Below are 14,871 nucleotides of genomic sequence, written 5' to 3'. Positions count from 1 at the left end.
GAACGGAGCGCCCATGCTCATCGGAGTCCTCCTGGAGGCACGCCCAGGCGAGACGCGTGTCGCGGCCACGCCCACGACGGTCGCCCGGCTGCTCAAGCTCGGGTACGACGTCGTGGTCGAGCCCGGTGCCGGCGCGGCCGCGAGCTTCACCGACGAGGCGTACGCCGAGGCCGGCGCGAGCATCGGGTCGACGTCGGAGGCCGACATCGTCCTCGGGGTCAACGCACCGACGTCCGCACAGCTCGACGCGGTGAAGCCGGGCGCGACGGTGGTCGCGATCCTCTCCCCTGCGCTGAACCCCGACCTGGTCGAGGACCTCGCCCGGCGACCCATCACGGCACTCGCCATGGACGCCGTCCCCCGCATCTCGCGGGCGCAGTCGCTCGACGTGCTGTCCTCGATGGCCAACATCGCGGGCTACCGCGCCGTCATCGAGGCCGCCCACGCCTTCGGCCGCTTCTTCACCGGCCAGGTCACCGCCGCGGGCAAGGTGCCGCCGGCCAAGGTCCTCGTCGTGGGCGCTGGTGTCGCCGGGCTCGCCGCGATCGGCGCCGCCGGGTCGCTCGGTGCGATCGTCCGCGCGACCGACCCCCGACCGGAGGTGGCCGACCAGGTGAGGTCGCTGGGCGGGGAGTACCTCTCCATCGAGTCGCCCGAGGTCGAGGTCTCCGCGACCGGCTACGCCAAGGAGATGGGCGAGGACTACAAGGCGCGTGAGGCCGAGCTCTACGCCGACCAGGCCGCCGACGTCGACATCGTCATCACCACCGCGCTCATCCCGGGCCGCCCGGCGCCGCGGATCATCACCGCCGAGATGGTCGCCTCCATGAAGCCCGGCAGCGTCATCGTCGACATGGCCGCCCAGAACGGCGGCAACGTCGAGGGCACGGTCAAGGACCAGGCCGTCGTGACCGACAACGGCGTCACGATCATCGGCTACACCGACCTCGCCGGTCGCCTGCCCACGCAGGCCTCCCAGCTCTACGGCACCAACCTGGTCAACCTGCTCACGCTGATGACGCCCGGCGTCGACGGGGTGAAGGACGGCCGGCTGGTCCTGGACCTCGACGACGTCGTCCAGCGCGGCATCACCGTCGTGCGGCACCACGACGGGGTCACCGAGAGCACCTGGCCCCCACCACCGGTGCAGGTCTCCGCCGCGCCCGCCACCACGGCCCCGACCGCTCCCGCGCAGGAGTCGAAGGCGAGGACGAAGCTGACTCCAGCAGGCCGCATGGCGACCGTGTTCACCGCAGCCGCGGTGCTGTTCGCCCTGATCGCGAGCAGCCCGGCCGCCCTGCAGGTGCACCTCACCGTCTTCGCCCTGGCGATCGTGATCGGCTACTACGTCATCGGGCACGTGCACCACGCCCTCCACACGCCGCTGATGTCGGTGACCAACGCGATCTCCGGGATCATCGTGGTCGGGGCACTGCTGCAGATCGGGCAGGACGACAACGTCATCACCGTGCTGTCGTTCGTGGCCATTCTCCTGGCCTCCATCAACGTCTTCGGCGGCTTCGCGGTGACCCGCCGCATGCTCGCCATGTTCTCCAGGTCCTGACCGGAAAGAGTGGAGCTGACTGTGTTCTCCGTCGAGACGGCCGCGTCCGCGGCGTACATCGTCGCCGCGCTGCTGTTCATCCTGGCGCTGGCCGGGCTGTCGAAGCACGAGACCGCCAAGGTGGGCAACTACTTCGGCATCGCCGGCATGGCCGTGGCGCTGGTGGCGACCGTCGCGCTCGCGATCGAGCGTGACGTCGAGGTCCTGGGCCTGGTGCTGCTGCTGGTGGCCACCGCGATCGGCGCCTCCATCGGTCTGTGGCGCGCGCGGGTCGTGGAGATGACCGGCATGCCCGAGCTGATCGCGCTGCTGCACTCGTTCGTGGGCCTGGCCGCCGTCCTGGTGGGCTGGAACGGCTACCTCCACGTCGAGCGTCACCCCGGCGGCGACGAGGCGCAGGTGCTGGCGCTGCAGGACCTGCTCGGCATCCACTCCGCCGAGGTCTTCATCGGCGTCTTCATCGGCGCGGTGACCTTCACCGGCTCGATCGTGGCCAACCTCAAGCTGTCGGCGCGGATCAAGTCCAGCCCGCTGGTGCTGCCGGGCAAGAACCTGCTCAACCTGGGCGCGCTCGGCGCCTTCGCGGCGCTCACCGTGTGGTTCGTGATCCACCCGCAGCTGTGGCTGCTGGTCGTGGTCACGATCCTCGCCCTGGCGCTGGGCTGGCACCTGGTCGCCTCCATCGGCGGCGGTGACATGCCGGTGGTCGTCTCGATGCTGAACTCCTACTCCGGCTGGGCCGCGGCCGCGTCCGGCTTCCTGCTCGAGAACGACCTGCTGATCATCACCGGCGCCCTCGTCGGCTCCTCGGGTGCCTACCTGTCCTACATCATGTGCAAGGCGATGAACCGGTCCTTCATCTCCGTCATCGCCGGCGGCTTCGGCATCGAGGCGGGACCCGCCTCCGACACCGACTACGGCGAGCACCGCGAGGTCACCGCACAGGAGGTCGCCGAGCTCCTCGGCGCCGCGGACTCGGTGATCATCACCCCGGGCTACGGCATGGCTGTCGCCCAGGCCCAGCACGGCGTCGCCGAGCTCACCCGCAAGCTGCGCGACCGCGGAGTCGACGTCCGGTTCGGCATCCACCCCGTCGCCGGGCGCCTGCCCGGGCACATGAACGTGCTGCTCGCCGAGGCCAAGGTCCCCTACGACATCGTCCTGGAGATGGACGAGATCAACGACGACTTCGACGACACCGCCGTCGTCCTCGTGATCGGCGCCAACGACACCGTCAACCCCGCCGCCATGGACGACCCCACCTCCCCGATCGCGGGCATGCCGGTGCTGACCGTCTGGAACGCCGACAACGTCATCGTCTTCAAGCGCTCCATGGCATCCGGCTACGCCGGCGTGCAGAACCCGCTCTTCTTCCGCGAGAACTCGGCCATGCTCTTCGGCGACGCCAAGGACCGCGTGGAGGACATCCTCCACGCGCTCTGACCGGGCTCAGCTCGCGGGCGCTCCGCTGTCGAACCACCCGACCGTCAGGGTGAGGCTGCTGATGCGCCACCTGCCGTCGACCGGGCGCAGGTCGCAGTCGTAACGGGCGTTCATCCGGATCAGGGTCGCCGGGTCCGTGCCCGCGAGCTGGTGGGCGTTGAGGTAGCCCACGGCGTGGGCCGTGCCCCCGTCGATGGTGGTCCGCGGGGTCGTGATCATGTGCTGGCTGTAGGAGAGCCCCCCGAGCGCCTCGAGCAGCCAGTCGACGATGGTCGTCCCAGCCTCGAGCCAGGTCTGGCCGTCGTACGTCGCCCGAGCGTCCTCGGTGAAGACGCCGAGCAGCGCCTCCCGGTCCTTCTCGTCGCAGCCGAAGGCGTAGGCCTGCAGGACCTCCCCGACCTGGGCCTTGGCGACGTACGCCGCCAGGGCCTGTCGAGTCACGGTGTCCGCGCGCATCGTGTCATTCGTCATGCTGCTCTCCTAGTACTTGTAGGACTGCCCGCCGTCGATCGGGACGACCGCGGCGTTGATGAAACCGGCCTCGCCGGAGAGCAGGAACGCGACCAGCGCCGCGACCTCCTCGGCCTCGCCGAAGCGCCTCATGGGGTTCGGCTGGACGAACTGCTGCCCGATCTCCTCCCAGTTGTCGGGATCGATCTGGCGGAGTGAGCCCTCGACCATCGGCGTCATGATCGCGCCGGGCGCGATCGCGTTGACCTGGATCCCGTACTGGCCGTACTCCACACCGGAGTTGCGGGTCAGGCCGACGAGACCGTGCTTGCTCGCGGAGTAGCCCGACTGGTTGCCGATCCCGCGAATGCCACCCACCGACGCCGTGTTGACGATCGCGCCGTGGCCCTGGAGCCGCATCACTCGGAGCACGTGCTGGAGCCCGTAGAAGGCGCCGGTGAGGTTGATGCCGATGACCTTCTCGAACTCCGCCGACGCGTAGTCCTCGGTCAGGTTCTGCCGGCCCTCGACGCCCGCGTTGTTGAAGAACCCGTCGATCTTCCCGAAGGCCTCGAGGGTCGCGGCGACATAGTGCTCGACCTGCGCCTCGTCGGCGACGTCGGCAGTGACGACAAGGGTCTCGACACCGGGGTTCTCCTTCTCGATCAGCTCCCGCGTGTCGGCCAGCGAGGCTGCGTCGCGGTCGACGAGCGACACCTTCGCGCCCTCGCTCGCGACCCGGGCGGCCGCGGCACGGCCGAGACCGGAGCCGGCCCCGGTGATGAGGACGACCTTGTCGACGAAGCGGTTCATGTGGGTCTCCTTCGTGTGACGTGCCGGGCTGGTCCCGGACGATGGGCTTCGGGGGTCAGGGCCGGTCGGGGACGAGGACGGCGCGCCCCTGCACGAGACCGGCCTCGAGCCGCTCCAGCACCGCGGCGGCATCGGGGAGGGCGTGCACCTCGACCGGCACCTGGATCGCGCCGGCGTGCGCGAGGTCGAGGACGGCCTCCAGGTCGGCCCTCGAGCCCGCGTAGGGCTTGACCACCGACACACCCCAGGGCAGGCCGTACGGCGGTGGACCGGCGAGCAGCGGCAGTCGGCCGGCGGCGAGGCCCGAGATGCTGATCCGCCCGCCCGTGGTGACCGCAGCAGCGGCGAGGTCGAGGGTGGCCTGCGCGCCGACGAAGTCGAGGACGACGTCGACGCCGAGCCCGGCGGTCAGCTCGGCCACGTCGGCAGCGGTGTCCTCGGAGCTCACCAGCGCCTCGTGCGCGCCGTGCGTCGCGGCGAGCTCGAGCCGCGAGCGGTCGGTGTCGACCGCGAGGACGCGCGCCCCCGTGGTCGCGGCGAGGATCTGCACCGCGAGGTTGCCCAGCCCGCCGACGCCGATCACGAGCGCGGTCGAGCCCTCCCCCAGGTGAGGGCGGGCCCGGTCGACGGCGTGGTACGGCGTGAGCGCGGCGTCCGCGAGGGGAGCGGCCGCCACGGGGTCGAGGTCGCCCAGGGGCACGGCGTGGCGCGCCGGGACGACGGCGTAGTCCGCCATGCCGCCGTGGCGCCCCATGCCCGGACCCGGGACCGAGTCGTCGTGGTGGGCCAGGCAGTAGTTCTCGGCGCCGCCGAGGCAGGCCCGGCACTCGCCGCAGCCCCAGCAGAGGTAGACGACCACCTGCTCCCCCACGGTCCTGTCGGTCACCGCGTCGCCGACCGCGACGACGCGTCCGGCGAGCTCGTGACCGAGCGTCAGCGGCAGCTCGTAGGGCAGGGCGCGCGCGTGCGCGAGGTGGAGGTCGGAGTGGCACACCCCGGCGGCCGCGACCTCGACGAGCACGTCGGAGGGTCCGGGCGACGGCACCGGGACGTCGCGCAGCGACGTCTCCCGGGGCGCGACGATCTGGAAGGCCTTCACAGGCCGAGTGCGCTCAGCACGTTCTCGTGGTGGTGGCGGACGTCGCCGAAGAGCGCCGCGTTGCTGCGCGCGCGACGGAAGTGGAGGTGCGCCGTGTGCTCCCAGGTGAAGCCGATGCCGCCGTGCACCTGGATGTTGTCGGCCGTGGCGCGGAGCTGCGCCGTCGTCGCGGTCACAGCGGCCATCGAGGCGGTGAGCGCAGCCTCCTCCGGGTGGTGGGTCGCGGCCCACATCGCGTGGTCGAGCGCGCTGCGGGCGTCGTCGATGCGGACGGCGACCTCGGCGAGGAGGTGCTTCACGGCCTGGAAGCTGCCGATCTCGCGCCCGAACTGCACGCGGGTCTTGGCGTAGGAGACCGAGGCCTCCAGGCACGCCTCGGCCGAGCCGACCGCCTCGGCGGCGACGGCGAGCGTCAGCGTCGGTGCGACCGCGGTCGACAGCGACGCCCAGTCGCCCACCAGCCGTCCCGGTGCCGCGTCGAGCGACACGCGGGCGAAGTCACGGGTCAGGTCGAGGGACTCGGCCGCCTCGCGGGACACGTCCGCGGCGTCGACGAGGAACAGCGAGGGCCCCGCGTCCGTCGCCGCGACGACGAGGAGCAGGTCGGCGCTCATGCCGTCGAGCACCGCTGCCTTGGTGCCCGAGAGGAGCCAGCCCTCACCGGACCGCACCGCCGACGCGGGCGTCAGGCCCTCCCGGTCCGCCACCGCCGCGACGACCTGCCCGGAGAGCAGCCCGGGCACGACCTCCTCGAGCAGGGCGTGGTCACCGCTGGCGACGAGCAGCTCCTGCGCGTGCACCATCGACCCGAGCAGGGGCAGCGGGACCAGGACGCGTCCCCCCTCCTCGAGCACGACGGCGATGCCCGCGGGACCGAGCCCGAGGCCGCCGTACGCCTCGGGGACGCCGACCGCGGCCACGCCGAGCTCCCGGCACGCGCGCTCCCACAGGGCGCGGTCGACCCGCGCCTCCCGCTCGATGACGTCGTGCGCCGAGACCGTGGACTCGAAGTCCCGGGTGACCTTGCGCAGGGCCTCGAGGTCCTCGGTGTCGGTGAGGATCATGACGGTGCCTCCCTCGTCCGGCCGGTCAGTCGCTGGACGGCAGGGCCTTGGCGGCCTTGAGCGTGAGCAGACGGCCGTCGACGGCGATGCTGCCGGCGCCGGGCTTCACGCACAGCACCTCGATCCCCGTGGTGGCGTCCTCGTAGCGCTTGCCGAGCAGGGAGCCCTCGTCGTGACCGGACGCGGGGGCGCCGGCGACGCCTCCGGCGGAGTCGGAGAGCGGAGCCCCACCGCAGGTGAGGTCCACCCCGGTCGCTCCCTTGACGACGACGACACTGGTGTCGCAGACGGTGCTGTGCAGGCGTTGGCCGGCCTTGAGGTCCATGGGTGTTGCCTTTCGGTTCGTGAGTGGCTCGTCGGTGTGGTGCGTCAGCTCGCGTGGAGCAGGCCGAGCGCGCGGAGGCCGAGCGGGTCGACCTGGGCGCCGCGCTCGCCCATGCGCTGGTCGGTGGTCTCGCCGCGGACGAAGCGGGCGTAGAGCTGCTGCAGGATGACCGCGGTCTTCCAGCAGCCGAAAGCCTCGTACCAGTCCATGACGGCGGGGTCGACGTCGAGCCCGCGGCGGGCGAGGTAGCGCTCGACGACCTCGTCCCGCGTCGGCAGTCCCAAGCCGTCCAGCCCGGGCACGGCGTTGGCCTGGCCGGGCTCGCCGGGCCAGTAGTTCAGCAGGGTGCCGAGGTCGGCCAGCGGGTCGCCCAGGGTGGTCATGTCCCAGTCGAAGACCGAGACCACCGTGCCGGGGTCGCCGGGCGCGAACTGGCAGTTGTCGATCTTGAAGTCGTTGTGCACGAAGCCGGTGACGCGGGTCTCGGGAAGGGTGGCGGCCAGCTTCTCGCCGACCTCCCAGACCGGGCCCTCGGGCTGCGAGGCCACGGCCGCCCAGCGCTTGGTCCACCCGGCCACCTGCCGTCCGAGGTAGCCCTCGGGGCGGCCGAGGTCGGCCAGGCCGACGTCGTCGGGGTCGACCTCGTGCAGGTCGGCCAGCGCCTCGGCGACGGCGAGGCCGATCGCGCGGCCGGGCTCGTCGACGGTGCGCAGCGCGTCGGGGACGGAGTCCCACACGACCAGCCCGGAGCGGTACTCCGAGACCAGGAAGGGTGCGCCCACGACCTCGGTGTCCTCGCAGAACAGCAGTCCGCGGGGTGCGCGGGGGTACTTCGCGTGCAGACGCGACAGCACGCGGTACTCACGGCCCATGTCGTGGGCGCCGACCGCGATCTGCCCGAACGGCGGCCGTCGTACGACCAGGGGCGTGTCGCCGAGCACGACGCGGTAGGTGAGGTTGGCCGAGCCGTTGGGGAACTGCAGCACCTCGAACCCCTCGGCCTCCGCGACGTGGGCGAGGTCCTCGGGCAGGTGGGACCGCAGGTGGGCCTCGAGGGCCACCCAGTCGAGGTCCTCCCCCGGCCGGACGGGCGCGAGCTCCTCGCGCACCTCGCCGCTCATGCGTCCACCGGGTCGTCGGCGAGCAGCAGGTCGCCGTACTTCAGCTCGGCGGCGGCGCGCATCGTCGGGAGGTGCGTGCTGGGGAACAGCCCCGTCGTGGGCTGGACGCCGCGCATCAGCCGCTTGGCGATCTGCAGCTTGTGCAGCTCGGTGGCGCCGTCGGCGAGGCCCATGTGGTAGCTCTCCAGTGCCCACTTGCCGAACGGCATCTCCTCGGAGATGCCCAGCGAGCCGTGGATCTGGATCGCGCGGCCGGCCACGTCGAGGAGCACCTTGGGCATCGCCGCCTTGACCGAGGCGATGTCCACGATCACCTTGCGGTAGTCCTGGTAGCGGTCGATGCGCCACGCGGTCTGCAGCACCAGCAGCCGGAACTGCTCGAGCTGGATGTGGGAGTCGGCGATCATCTCGGCGACCAGCTGGCGCTCGCCGAGCGGGCGGCCGCCGGAGGTCCGCGAGACCGCGCGCTCGAGCATCATGTCGAGCGACTTGCGGACCAGACCGACCGTGCGCATCGCGTGGTGGATGCGGCCTCCGCCGAGACGGGTCTGCGCGACCTGGAAGCCCTCGCCGCGCCCCCCGAGCATGTGGTCGGCGGGGATGCGGACGTCGGTGTAGCGCAGGTAGGGGTGGGTGCCCTCCTCCTCGTCGTGGCCGAAGACGCCCACCGGGCGCACGATCTCGACGCCGGGGGTGTCGGTCGGCACGACGAACATCGACAGCCGCTGGTGCGGCGGCGCGTCGGGGTCGGTGACCGCCATCACGATGAGGAACTCCGCGAAGTTGGCGTGCGAGGAGAACCACTTCTCCCCGTTGAGCACCCACTCGTCGCCCTCGAGGACGGCGCGCGTGCGGAAGTCGGTCGGGTCGGAGCCGCCGGTCGGCTCGGTCATCGAGTAGCTCGAGGCGATCTCGTTCTCCAGCAGCGGCTCGAGGTAGCGCTTCTTGAGGTCGTCGGTGCCGAAGTGGGCCAGGATCTCGGCGTTGCCGCTGTCCGGCGCCTGGTTGCCGAAGACCACCGGACCCGAGTGCGTGTGGCCGATGCGCTCGTTGAGCAGCGCGAGCTTGAGCTGGCCGTAGCCCGGGCCGCCGAGCTCGGGGCCGAGGTGGCAGGCCCACAGCTTCTGCTCGCGGACCCGCTGCTGGAGCGGCCGGATCAGCTTGTTGCGCTGAGGGTCGCGGGTGTTCCAGGCGTGGTCGATCACCTGGTCCAGCGGCTCGACCTCGGCGGTGACGAACTCGCTCACCCAGTCCAGCTGTGCGGCGTACTCCGGGTCGGTCTCGAATCCCCAGCTCATGGTGCTCTCTTCTCTCTCAGACGCTCAGCACGGCGCAGGCACTCAGGCCCGGTGCGCCGTACACGTGGGTGAAACCGACCTTGGGCGAGTCGGGGACCTGCCGGACACCGGCGCCGCCGCGCAGCTGCAGGACCACCTCGTGGACCTGACGCAGACCGGTGGCGCCGATGGGCTCGCCGTTGGCGATCACGCCGCCGTCGGTGTTGACCGGCAGCACGCCGCCGATCTCGAGCGCGCCGGTGGCGTAGAGCCGCTCCTGCTCGCCGTCCTTGCACAGCCCGGTCTCGGCGAGGTGCATGATCTCCGCGCCCGACTCGGTGTCCTGGACCTGCGCGACGTCGACGTCGTCGGGCCCGATGCCCGCCGACTCGAAGGCAGCGCGGGCCGCCTGGCTGGTCGGTCCGTCCGCGCGCTCGGGCGACAGCCACGGGCTGTAGACCTCGAACGACCCGAAGCGGCGGGTGCGCAGCTCCACCGCGTCGAGGCGTACGCCGGTGACGCCGAGCGAGCGCGCCCTCTCGGCACTGGCCAGGACCAGCGCCACCGCGCCCTCGCCGGGCGAGCAGAACATGTACTGCGTCAGCGGCGGGTTGACCATCGGCGCGGCGAGGATCTGCTCCTCGGTCATCGGGGTCCGGCGCCAGGCGTGCTCGTTGTGCTCCGCGTTGCGGAACGCCTTGGCCGCCACCTTCGCCAGCGTGCGGTCGGTGATGCCGTGCTCGGCCATGTAGCGCTGGATCTTCATCGCGAAGAACTGCGTGGTCACCATGAGGCCGCTCTCGCCGTACCACCGGCCGAGGCCGAGGTTGGCGGGGTCCTCGGTGAAGGCGCCGCGCGGGTGCTTGTCGAACCCGACGACGAGGCCGAGGTCGTGGACCCCAGAGGCGATCGCGTTGCGTGCGCTGATCAGGGCGGAGCCGCCGGTGCCGCAGCCGTTGCGCACGTTGACGAACGGCAGTCCGGTCAGGCCGAGGTCGGAGACCAGGGTGTCGGCGTCGCCGGAGGCATAGCTGCCGCCGAAGGCGAACTGCACGTCGGGCCAGGTGATGCCGGCGTCCGCAAGGGCGGCCCGCGTCGCGTGCACGCCCATCTGGCGACCGCTCGTCCCGTCGGTGCGGCCGAAGCGGTGCATGCCCAGACCGATGATCACCACGTCGTCGCTCATCGTGCGTCCTCCAGCGGTGCGAAGGCGAAGCCGTGCACGACGGTGCCGTCGTCGTCGGTGAACAGCGGTTCGGTGACCAGCTGGACCGGCAGCCCGGGGCTGAGCGCCGCGACGTCGGCCACGGTCAGCCGGGACTCGACGAGGACCGGGCCCAGGTCGACGTAGGCGAGGCCGAAGGGCGCGAACTCACCGTCGTGGCGGAACGGCCGCTTGGGCTCGAAGGCCTGGACGGTGTAGGCCCAGAGCGTGCCCTCGCGGGGCAGCACCGTCTCCGAGACGTCGTCACCGCTGCAGCGCGAGCAGCTGCGCTGGGCGGGGAAGGCGGTGGTGCCGCAGTCCGCGCAGACGCTGCCGACCAGCGCGCTGCCGTCCTCGCTGAACAGGGTCGGGTCGATCAGACGGGTGGCGCTCATGACGACCACTCCCCCTCGGTCGGTCGCCACTGCGGCAGCACGGTGTCGTCGACGTGCTCGAACCACGCCTCGACCGGCTGACCGGCCGTGAGCGGCGTGACCGGCTGACCGGGCAGCTGCCCGACCATGCGCATGCCGGGACGGTCCTCGAGCTCGACCAGCAGCACGGTGTAGGGCGTCGGGTAGCCCGGGTGCACCTGGTGCTGCACCGTGGTCCACGAGACCAGCCGGCCGCGCGGGGGCACGTCGACCCAGTGGTCGCTCACCGTGCCGCAGTCGGCGCAGAACGCGCGCGGCAGGTGATGCTCCTTGCCGCAGGCCGCGCACGCGCGGACCACGAGGCGGTGCTCGGCGGCGGCGGCCCAGAAGCCCGCGGTCTCCGGGTCGTCGAGGACGGGCAGGACACGCTCGGTCATGACGCCTCCGCGGTGAGCAGCAGGGCGCTGGCGCCGGGCGGCGGGGCGCTGGTCACGAGCGAGACCTGGGCCCCGGGGACCTGGGCCGTCGAGGTCCCGCGGACCTGGCGGACTCCCTCGACCACGTGGTTCATGCCGTGGATGTAGGCCTCCGACATGTGGCCGCCGCTGGTGTTGATCGGCAGGTCGCCGGACAGCCTGAGGTGTCCTGCGGCCGCGAACTCCCCACCCTCCCCGCGGCCGCAGAAGCCGTAGTCCTCGAGCTGGAGGAGCACCGTGATCGTGAAGCAGTCGTAGATCTGGGCGACGTCCACGTCGGCGGCCGTCAGCCCGGCGCGGCCGAAGAGCCGGCGGGCGCAGTCCACCGCGGGGGTGGTCAGCATCTCGGTGCGGGTCAGCATCGGGAACATCAACCCCGGCTGGGGCTCGGGACCGGCCGCCTGCGCGACGGACGCGACGTACGCCGGCTTCTGGCGCAGGTCCGCGGCCCGCTCCGCCGAGGTGACCACGACTGCGGCGGCGCCGTCGCTCTCGAGGCAGTAGTCGAAGAGCCGCAGCGGCGTCGACAGCATGCGGGAGGCGTAGTAGGACTCCTCGGTCATCGTGCGGTCGTGGAACTGTGCGGCCGGGTTGGCGTTGGCGTGCTCGCGGCAGGCCAGCGCGATCTCGGCGAGACCCTCCTGGGTCTTGCCGTAGCGGTTCATGTGGTCCTGCGCCAGCAGGGCGAAGAACTGTCCGGCGGTCTGCATGCCGTAGGGCAGGTAGAGGTCCTCGTAGGACGCCTCGCCGCCGGCGCGCACGTCGGTCGCGGCGCCCTTGCCGTAGCGCAGGCCGCTGCGGCCGTTGAGGGCGCGGAAGACCACGACGGTCGTGGCCAGGCCGGCCTCGATCGCGGCGACCGCCTGCCCGACCATGGCAGCGGGGCCCGAGCCGCCGGGCCCGGCGTCACCCCAGTAGCCCAGGTCCGGCACGCCGAGTGCCTCGGCCAGGGCAGCGGGGTAGATCGTGTCCATGTCGCAGCGGACGATGCCGTCGACGTCGGCCGCGGTCAGCCCCGCGTCGGCGAGCGCGGCGTGCGCCGCCTGCGCGGCGAGGGTGAGCGGCGAGCGCCCGCTGTCCTTGGAGAAGTCGGTGGCGCCGATGCCGACGACGGCACAGGAGCCGGGCCGCCACGTCATGCCGTCACCAGGCCCTGGTCGGCACCCAGGCGCGGGGCAGGCCCGGGCTCCGCGGCGAAGGCGCTGAAGCGGTAGGGCAGCCCGGGCAGCGTCGTGACCGTGCCGTCGTCGTCCGCGACGTCGACGAAGAAGCTCCGTGCGACCAGGTGCTCGTCGTGCGGCAGGTCCTCGAAGGCCCGCAGCGGGCCGATCGGCAGACCGCGCCGCTGCCCCTCGCTGTAGGCGTCCTCGGACGTCTGGAGCATGAAGAACACGTCGAGCATCTCCTGCACGTGCGGGAAGTTCGCCTGGCGATGGGCCAGGTCGTCGTACGCCGGGTCGCCCAGGTCGTCGGCGAGGCCGACCTCGTCCATCCACGCGACGAGCGCCTTCCACGACCGCTGCTCGGCCAGGATCAGCGCGAAGTAGACCCACACGTCGTCTGCGCACTGGAAGAGCGCGGGCTGGGTCGGCACCGGTTGGGCGTGCCGGCAGGTCTGCCGCTGCACGATCGCCTTGGGATAGAACCAGTAGGGGTTGGCGAGCTCACCGCTGACGGCGTTGGCCTCGTGCATCGACACGTCCACGAGCTGGCCGCGGCCGGACTGCTCGCGCTCGATGAGGGCCAGGAGCAGGCCGCAGTAGCCGAAGCTGGCCGCCGTCTGGAAGGCCTGCCCGCCCCCGGGCAGGATCGGCGGGATGCTGTGGTCGTCGTAGCCGCAGGAGGCGAGCGGGCCTCCTGCGGCCAGACCGACGAGGTCGCTGGTGAGGTAGTCCTTCCAGGGACCGGTGAGCCCGAACGGCGAGGTGGAGACGACGACGAGGCGCTCGTGCTGCTCGACCAGCGCGTCGAGGTCGAGCCCCGCGGCGGCCAGCTCGCGCGGCGAGCCCGTGGTGAGCAGGACGTCGGCGCCGGCGACCAGCCGGTCGCGCAGGGCACGGCCCGCCTCGCCGTCGTCGAGCACGACGCTGCGCTTGCTCGAGTTGTAGGCGACGAAGGCGAGGCTCTCCTCGGTGGGGACGCCATCCGGTCCGGTGCGGAACGGACCGTGCCGGCGGCTGGCGACGCCGCCCGGCGGCTCGACCTTGACCACCTCGCCACCGAGGTCGGCGACCAGCTTGCCCAGCTGCTCCCCCGCCGGGGTGTCGCAGAGCTCGACGACCCGCAGGCCGGCGAAGGGCAGGGAGCCCGCGAGGGCACGCGCGGCGGACATCAGATCGCTCCTCGGTCGGTGAGGTCGGCGCGCTCGTCGGCCGAGAGACCGAGCAGCTCGCCGAAGACGTAGTCGTTGTCCTCGCCCAGCAGCGGCGCGGAGCGCCAGTTGTGCTGCTCGGTGCGGGAGAAGCTCATCGGATTGCCCTCGAAGAGCGCGGGCCCGATGACGGGGTGGTCGAGCTCGAAGAAGGTGCCGCGGTGGGCGATCTGGGCGTCGACCTCGGCGAGGTCGCGGGAGTTCTGGACGGCGCCGGCGGGGACCCCCGCAGCCTGGAGCCGGTGCATGAGGTCGTGCTTGTCGAAATTCTTGGTCCACTGCGACAGGTGGGCGTCGAGGTCGTCCTGCCGGGCGACGCGGCCCGCCACGGTGGCGAGGTTCGGATCGGTCGCCCAGTCGGGGCTGCCGAGCACCTCGACCAGGGACTCCCAGGCACGGTCGTCGAAGACGGCGACCGCAACCCACTCGTCGGCACCCGAGGCGGGGTAGACCCCGTGCGGGGCGGCGCCCTCGAACTCGAGGCGGTTGCCGCGCGGGAAGTCGGCCCGGCGGCTGGGCCGCTGGTTGACCAGGGTGTCGAGCAGGTCGGGACCGAGCAGGTTGATCCCGACCTCGACCGCGGAGACGTCGATCTCGCCGCCCTCGCCGGTGAGCATCCGGTGGTAGATCGCGAGCAGCAGGGCCGCGGAGTTGTAGTACGCCGCCTGGTTGTCCATGTAGGACAGGCCCCAGCCGGAGGGCTCGCGGCCGGCGAGGCCGCTGTTGAACGACAGGCCGCAGACCGCCTGGATCACCGGGCCGTAGGACTTGTGGCCGCTGTGCGGGCCGTCGTGGCCGTAGCCGCTCATCCGGGCCATGATCACGTCCGGCCGGATCTCCTTGACCGTGTCGTAGGTCAGGCCCCAGCGCTCCATCACGCCGGGGGCGAAGTTCTCGGTGACCACCGAGCTGCTGGCGATGAGCCGCTCGCACAGCTCCTTGCCCTCGGGGGTGCGCATGTTGATCGTGACGCCGAGCTTGTTGCGGCAGTAGTTGTTGAACAGGCCGCCCTTGTTCGGGTCCGGGTTCGGGTCCTCCTCGCCGTAGGACCGCAGGTCGCCCTTGTAGATCGGCAGCCGGCGCGGCATGTCGAGCCGCGTGCGGTCCTCGATCTTGATCACCTCGGCACCGAAGTCGGCCAGCATGCGGGTGGCCACGGAGCCGACGCCCATCCAGCAGAAGTCGGCGACGCGGATCCCGGACAGCAGGCCGCTCCGGCGTGCCGGCGAGCGGGGGTCCAGCTGCTGTTCCATCGCGTCTCCTTCGGTGGTCCGTGTCATCCGAACTCTA

Annotated in this window: 15 protein-coding genes; 2 read left to right on the top strand and 13 right to left on the bottom strand. The window is 71.9% G+C overall.

The genetic code is table 11. From position 1 onward, the window contains the following. Positions 1-13: 13 nt before the first annotated feature. Entirely contained in the window at positions 14-1,564 is a 1,551-nt protein-coding gene (locus tag J2S63_RS14125; protein ID WP_310303446.1) for a Re/Si-specific NAD(P)(+) transhydrogenase subunit alpha, read from the top strand. A gap of 15 nt (positions 1,565-1,579) precedes the next feature. Next, positions 1,580-3,007, top strand: a complete 1,428-nt coding sequence (gene pntB / locus J2S63_RS14120; protein WP_310306707.1) for a Re/Si-specific NAD(P)(+) transhydrogenase subunit beta — start codon at positions 1,580-1,582, stop codon at positions 3,005-3,007. A gap of 6 nt (positions 3,008-3,013) precedes the next feature. Here the strand turns inward: pntB and J2S63_RS14115 are convergent, their stop codons facing one another. From J2S63_RS14115 to J2S63_RS14055, 13 genes are read right to left on the bottom strand one after another with little or no spacing between them, the layout of a single operon-like run. Beyond that, complete coding sequence (locus J2S63_RS14115; RefSeq protein WP_310303443.1) at positions 3,014-3,478, bottom strand: nuclear transport factor 2 family protein; 465 nt, start codon at positions 3,476-3,478, stop codon at positions 3,014-3,016. A gap of 9 nt (positions 3,479-3,487) precedes the next feature. Then, on the bottom strand, positions 3,488-4,270 hold the full coding sequence (locus J2S63_RS14110; protein ID WP_310303440.1) for an SDR family oxidoreductase: 783 nt from the start codon (positions 4,268-4,270) through the stop codon (positions 3,488-3,490). Between the two features lie 55 nt (positions 4,271-4,325). Next, positions 4,326-5,369 (bottom strand): alcohol dehydrogenase catalytic domain-containing protein, encoded by a 1,044-nt coding sequence (locus tag J2S63_RS14105; protein WP_310303438.1) that lies wholly within the window; start codon positions 5,367-5,369, stop codon positions 4,326-4,328. Further along, positions 5,366-6,433, bottom strand: a complete 1,068-nt coding sequence (locus tag J2S63_RS14100; RefSeq protein ID WP_310303435.1) for an acyl-CoA dehydrogenase family protein — start codon at positions 6,431-6,433, stop codon at positions 5,366-5,368. The genes J2S63_RS14105 and J2S63_RS14100 overlap by 4 nt, the downstream gene beginning before the upstream one ends. Before the next feature lie 25 nt (positions 6,434-6,458). Then, entirely contained in the window at positions 6,459-6,758 is a 300-nt protein-coding gene (locus J2S63_RS14095; RefSeq protein ID WP_310303432.1) for a hypothetical protein, read from the bottom strand. A 44-nt stretch (positions 6,759-6,802) separates the two neighbouring features. After that, positions 6,803-7,879: a phosphotransferase family protein gene (locus J2S63_RS14090; protein WP_310303429.1), complete on the bottom strand. Its 1,077-nt coding sequence runs from the start codon at positions 7,877-7,879 to the stop codon at positions 6,803-6,805. Then, a complete protein-coding gene (locus J2S63_RS14085; RefSeq protein ID WP_310303424.1) occupies positions 7,876-9,177 on the bottom strand; it encodes an acyl-CoA dehydrogenase family protein in 1,302 nt (433 codons plus the stop codon). Before J2S63_RS14085 ends, J2S63_RS14090 begins: the two co-directional genes overlap by 4 nt. 16 nt (positions 9,178-9,193) lie before the next feature. Beyond that, positions 9,194-10,342 (bottom strand): thiolase family protein, encoded by a 1,149-nt coding sequence (locus J2S63_RS14080; protein WP_310303421.1) that lies wholly within the window; start codon positions 10,340-10,342, stop codon positions 9,194-9,196. After that, positions 10,339-10,755, bottom strand: a complete 417-nt coding sequence (locus J2S63_RS14075; RefSeq protein WP_310303418.1) for a Zn-ribbon domain-containing OB-fold protein — start codon at positions 10,753-10,755, stop codon at positions 10,339-10,341. Before J2S63_RS14075 ends, J2S63_RS14080 begins: the two co-directional genes overlap by 4 nt. Beyond that, a complete protein-coding gene (locus tag J2S63_RS14070) occupies positions 10,752-11,171 on the bottom strand; it encodes a Zn-ribbon domain-containing OB-fold protein (RefSeq protein ID WP_310303416.1) in 420 nt (139 codons plus the stop codon). Before J2S63_RS14070 ends, J2S63_RS14075 begins: the two co-directional genes overlap by 4 nt. Continuing rightward, entirely contained in the window at positions 11,168-12,349 is a 1,182-nt protein-coding gene (locus tag J2S63_RS14065; RefSeq protein ID WP_310303413.1) for a thiolase C-terminal domain-containing protein, read from the bottom strand. Before J2S63_RS14065 ends, J2S63_RS14070 begins: the two co-directional genes overlap by 4 nt. Further along, positions 12,346-13,542, bottom strand: a complete 1,197-nt coding sequence (locus J2S63_RS14060) for a CaiB/BaiF CoA transferase family protein (protein ID WP_310303410.1) — start codon at positions 13,540-13,542, stop codon at positions 12,346-12,348. Before J2S63_RS14060 ends, J2S63_RS14065 begins: the two co-directional genes overlap by 4 nt. Further along, a complete protein-coding gene (locus J2S63_RS14055; RefSeq protein WP_310303407.1) occupies positions 13,542-14,834 on the bottom strand; it encodes a CaiB/BaiF CoA transferase family protein in 1,293 nt (430 codons plus the stop codon). Before J2S63_RS14055 ends, J2S63_RS14060 begins: the two co-directional genes overlap by 1 nt. Positions 14,835-14,871 lie beyond the last annotated feature (37 nt).

The sequence above is a fragment of the Nocardioides marmoribigeumensis genome, from assembly GCF_031458325.1.
GTDB classification, from domain to species: domain Bacteria; phylum Actinomycetota; class Actinomycetes; order Propionibacteriales; family Nocardioidaceae; genus Marmoricola_A; species Marmoricola_A marmoribigeumensis.
Note: the sequence above shows the minus strand (reverse complement) of the source record. Positions and strands in the feature narration are given on the sequence as shown.

Excerpts from the sequence above, each read along its gene's own strand:
- J2S63_RS14125 (WP_310303446.1), top strand. The coding sequence starts at position 14 with ATGCTCATCGGAGTCCTCCTGGAGGCACGCCCAGGCGAGACGCGTGTC.
- J2S63_RS14115 (WP_310303443.1), bottom strand. The coding sequence starts at position 3,478 with ATGACGAATGACACGATGCGCGCGGACACCGTGACTCGACAGGCCCTG.
- J2S63_RS14110 (WP_310303440.1), bottom strand. The coding sequence starts at position 4,270 with ATGAACCGCTTCGTCGACAAGGTCGTCCTCATCACCGGGGCCGGCTCC.
- J2S63_RS14100 (WP_310303435.1), bottom strand. The coding sequence starts at position 6,433 with ATGATCCTCACCGACACCGAGGACCTCGAGGCCCTGCGCAAGGTCACC.
- J2S63_RS14095 (WP_310303432.1), bottom strand. The coding sequence starts at position 6,758 with ATGGACCTCAAGGCCGGCCAACGCCTGCACAGCACCGTCTGCGACACC.
- J2S63_RS14090 (WP_310303429.1), bottom strand. The coding sequence starts at position 7,879 with ATGAGCGGCGAGGTGCGCGAGGAGCTCGCGCCCGTCCGGCCGGGGGAG.
- J2S63_RS14085 (WP_310303424.1), bottom strand. The coding sequence starts at position 9,177 with ATGAGCTGGGGATTCGAGACCGACCCGGAGTACGCCGCACAGCTGGAC.
- J2S63_RS14080 (WP_310303421.1), bottom strand. The coding sequence starts at position 10,342 with ATGAGCGACGACGTGGTGATCATCGGTCTGGGCATGCACCGCTTCGGC.
- J2S63_RS14075 (WP_310303418.1), bottom strand. The coding sequence starts at position 10,755 with ATGAGCGCCACCCGTCTGATCGACCCGACCCTGTTCAGCGAGGACGGC.
- J2S63_RS14070 (WP_310303416.1), bottom strand. The coding sequence starts at position 11,171 with ATGACCGAGCGTGTCCTGCCCGTCCTCGACGACCCGGAGACCGCGGGC.
- J2S63_RS14065 (WP_310303413.1), bottom strand. The coding sequence starts at position 12,349 with ATGACGTGGCGGCCCGGCTCCTGTGCCGTCGTCGGCATCGGCGCCACC.
- J2S63_RS14060 (WP_310303410.1), bottom strand. The coding sequence starts at position 13,542 with ATGTCCGCCGCGCGTGCCCTCGCGGGCTCCCTGCCCTTCGCCGGCCTG.
- J2S63_RS14055 (WP_310303407.1), bottom strand. The coding sequence starts at position 14,834 with ATGGAACAGCAGCTGGACCCCCGCTCGCCGGCACGCCGGAGCGGCCTG.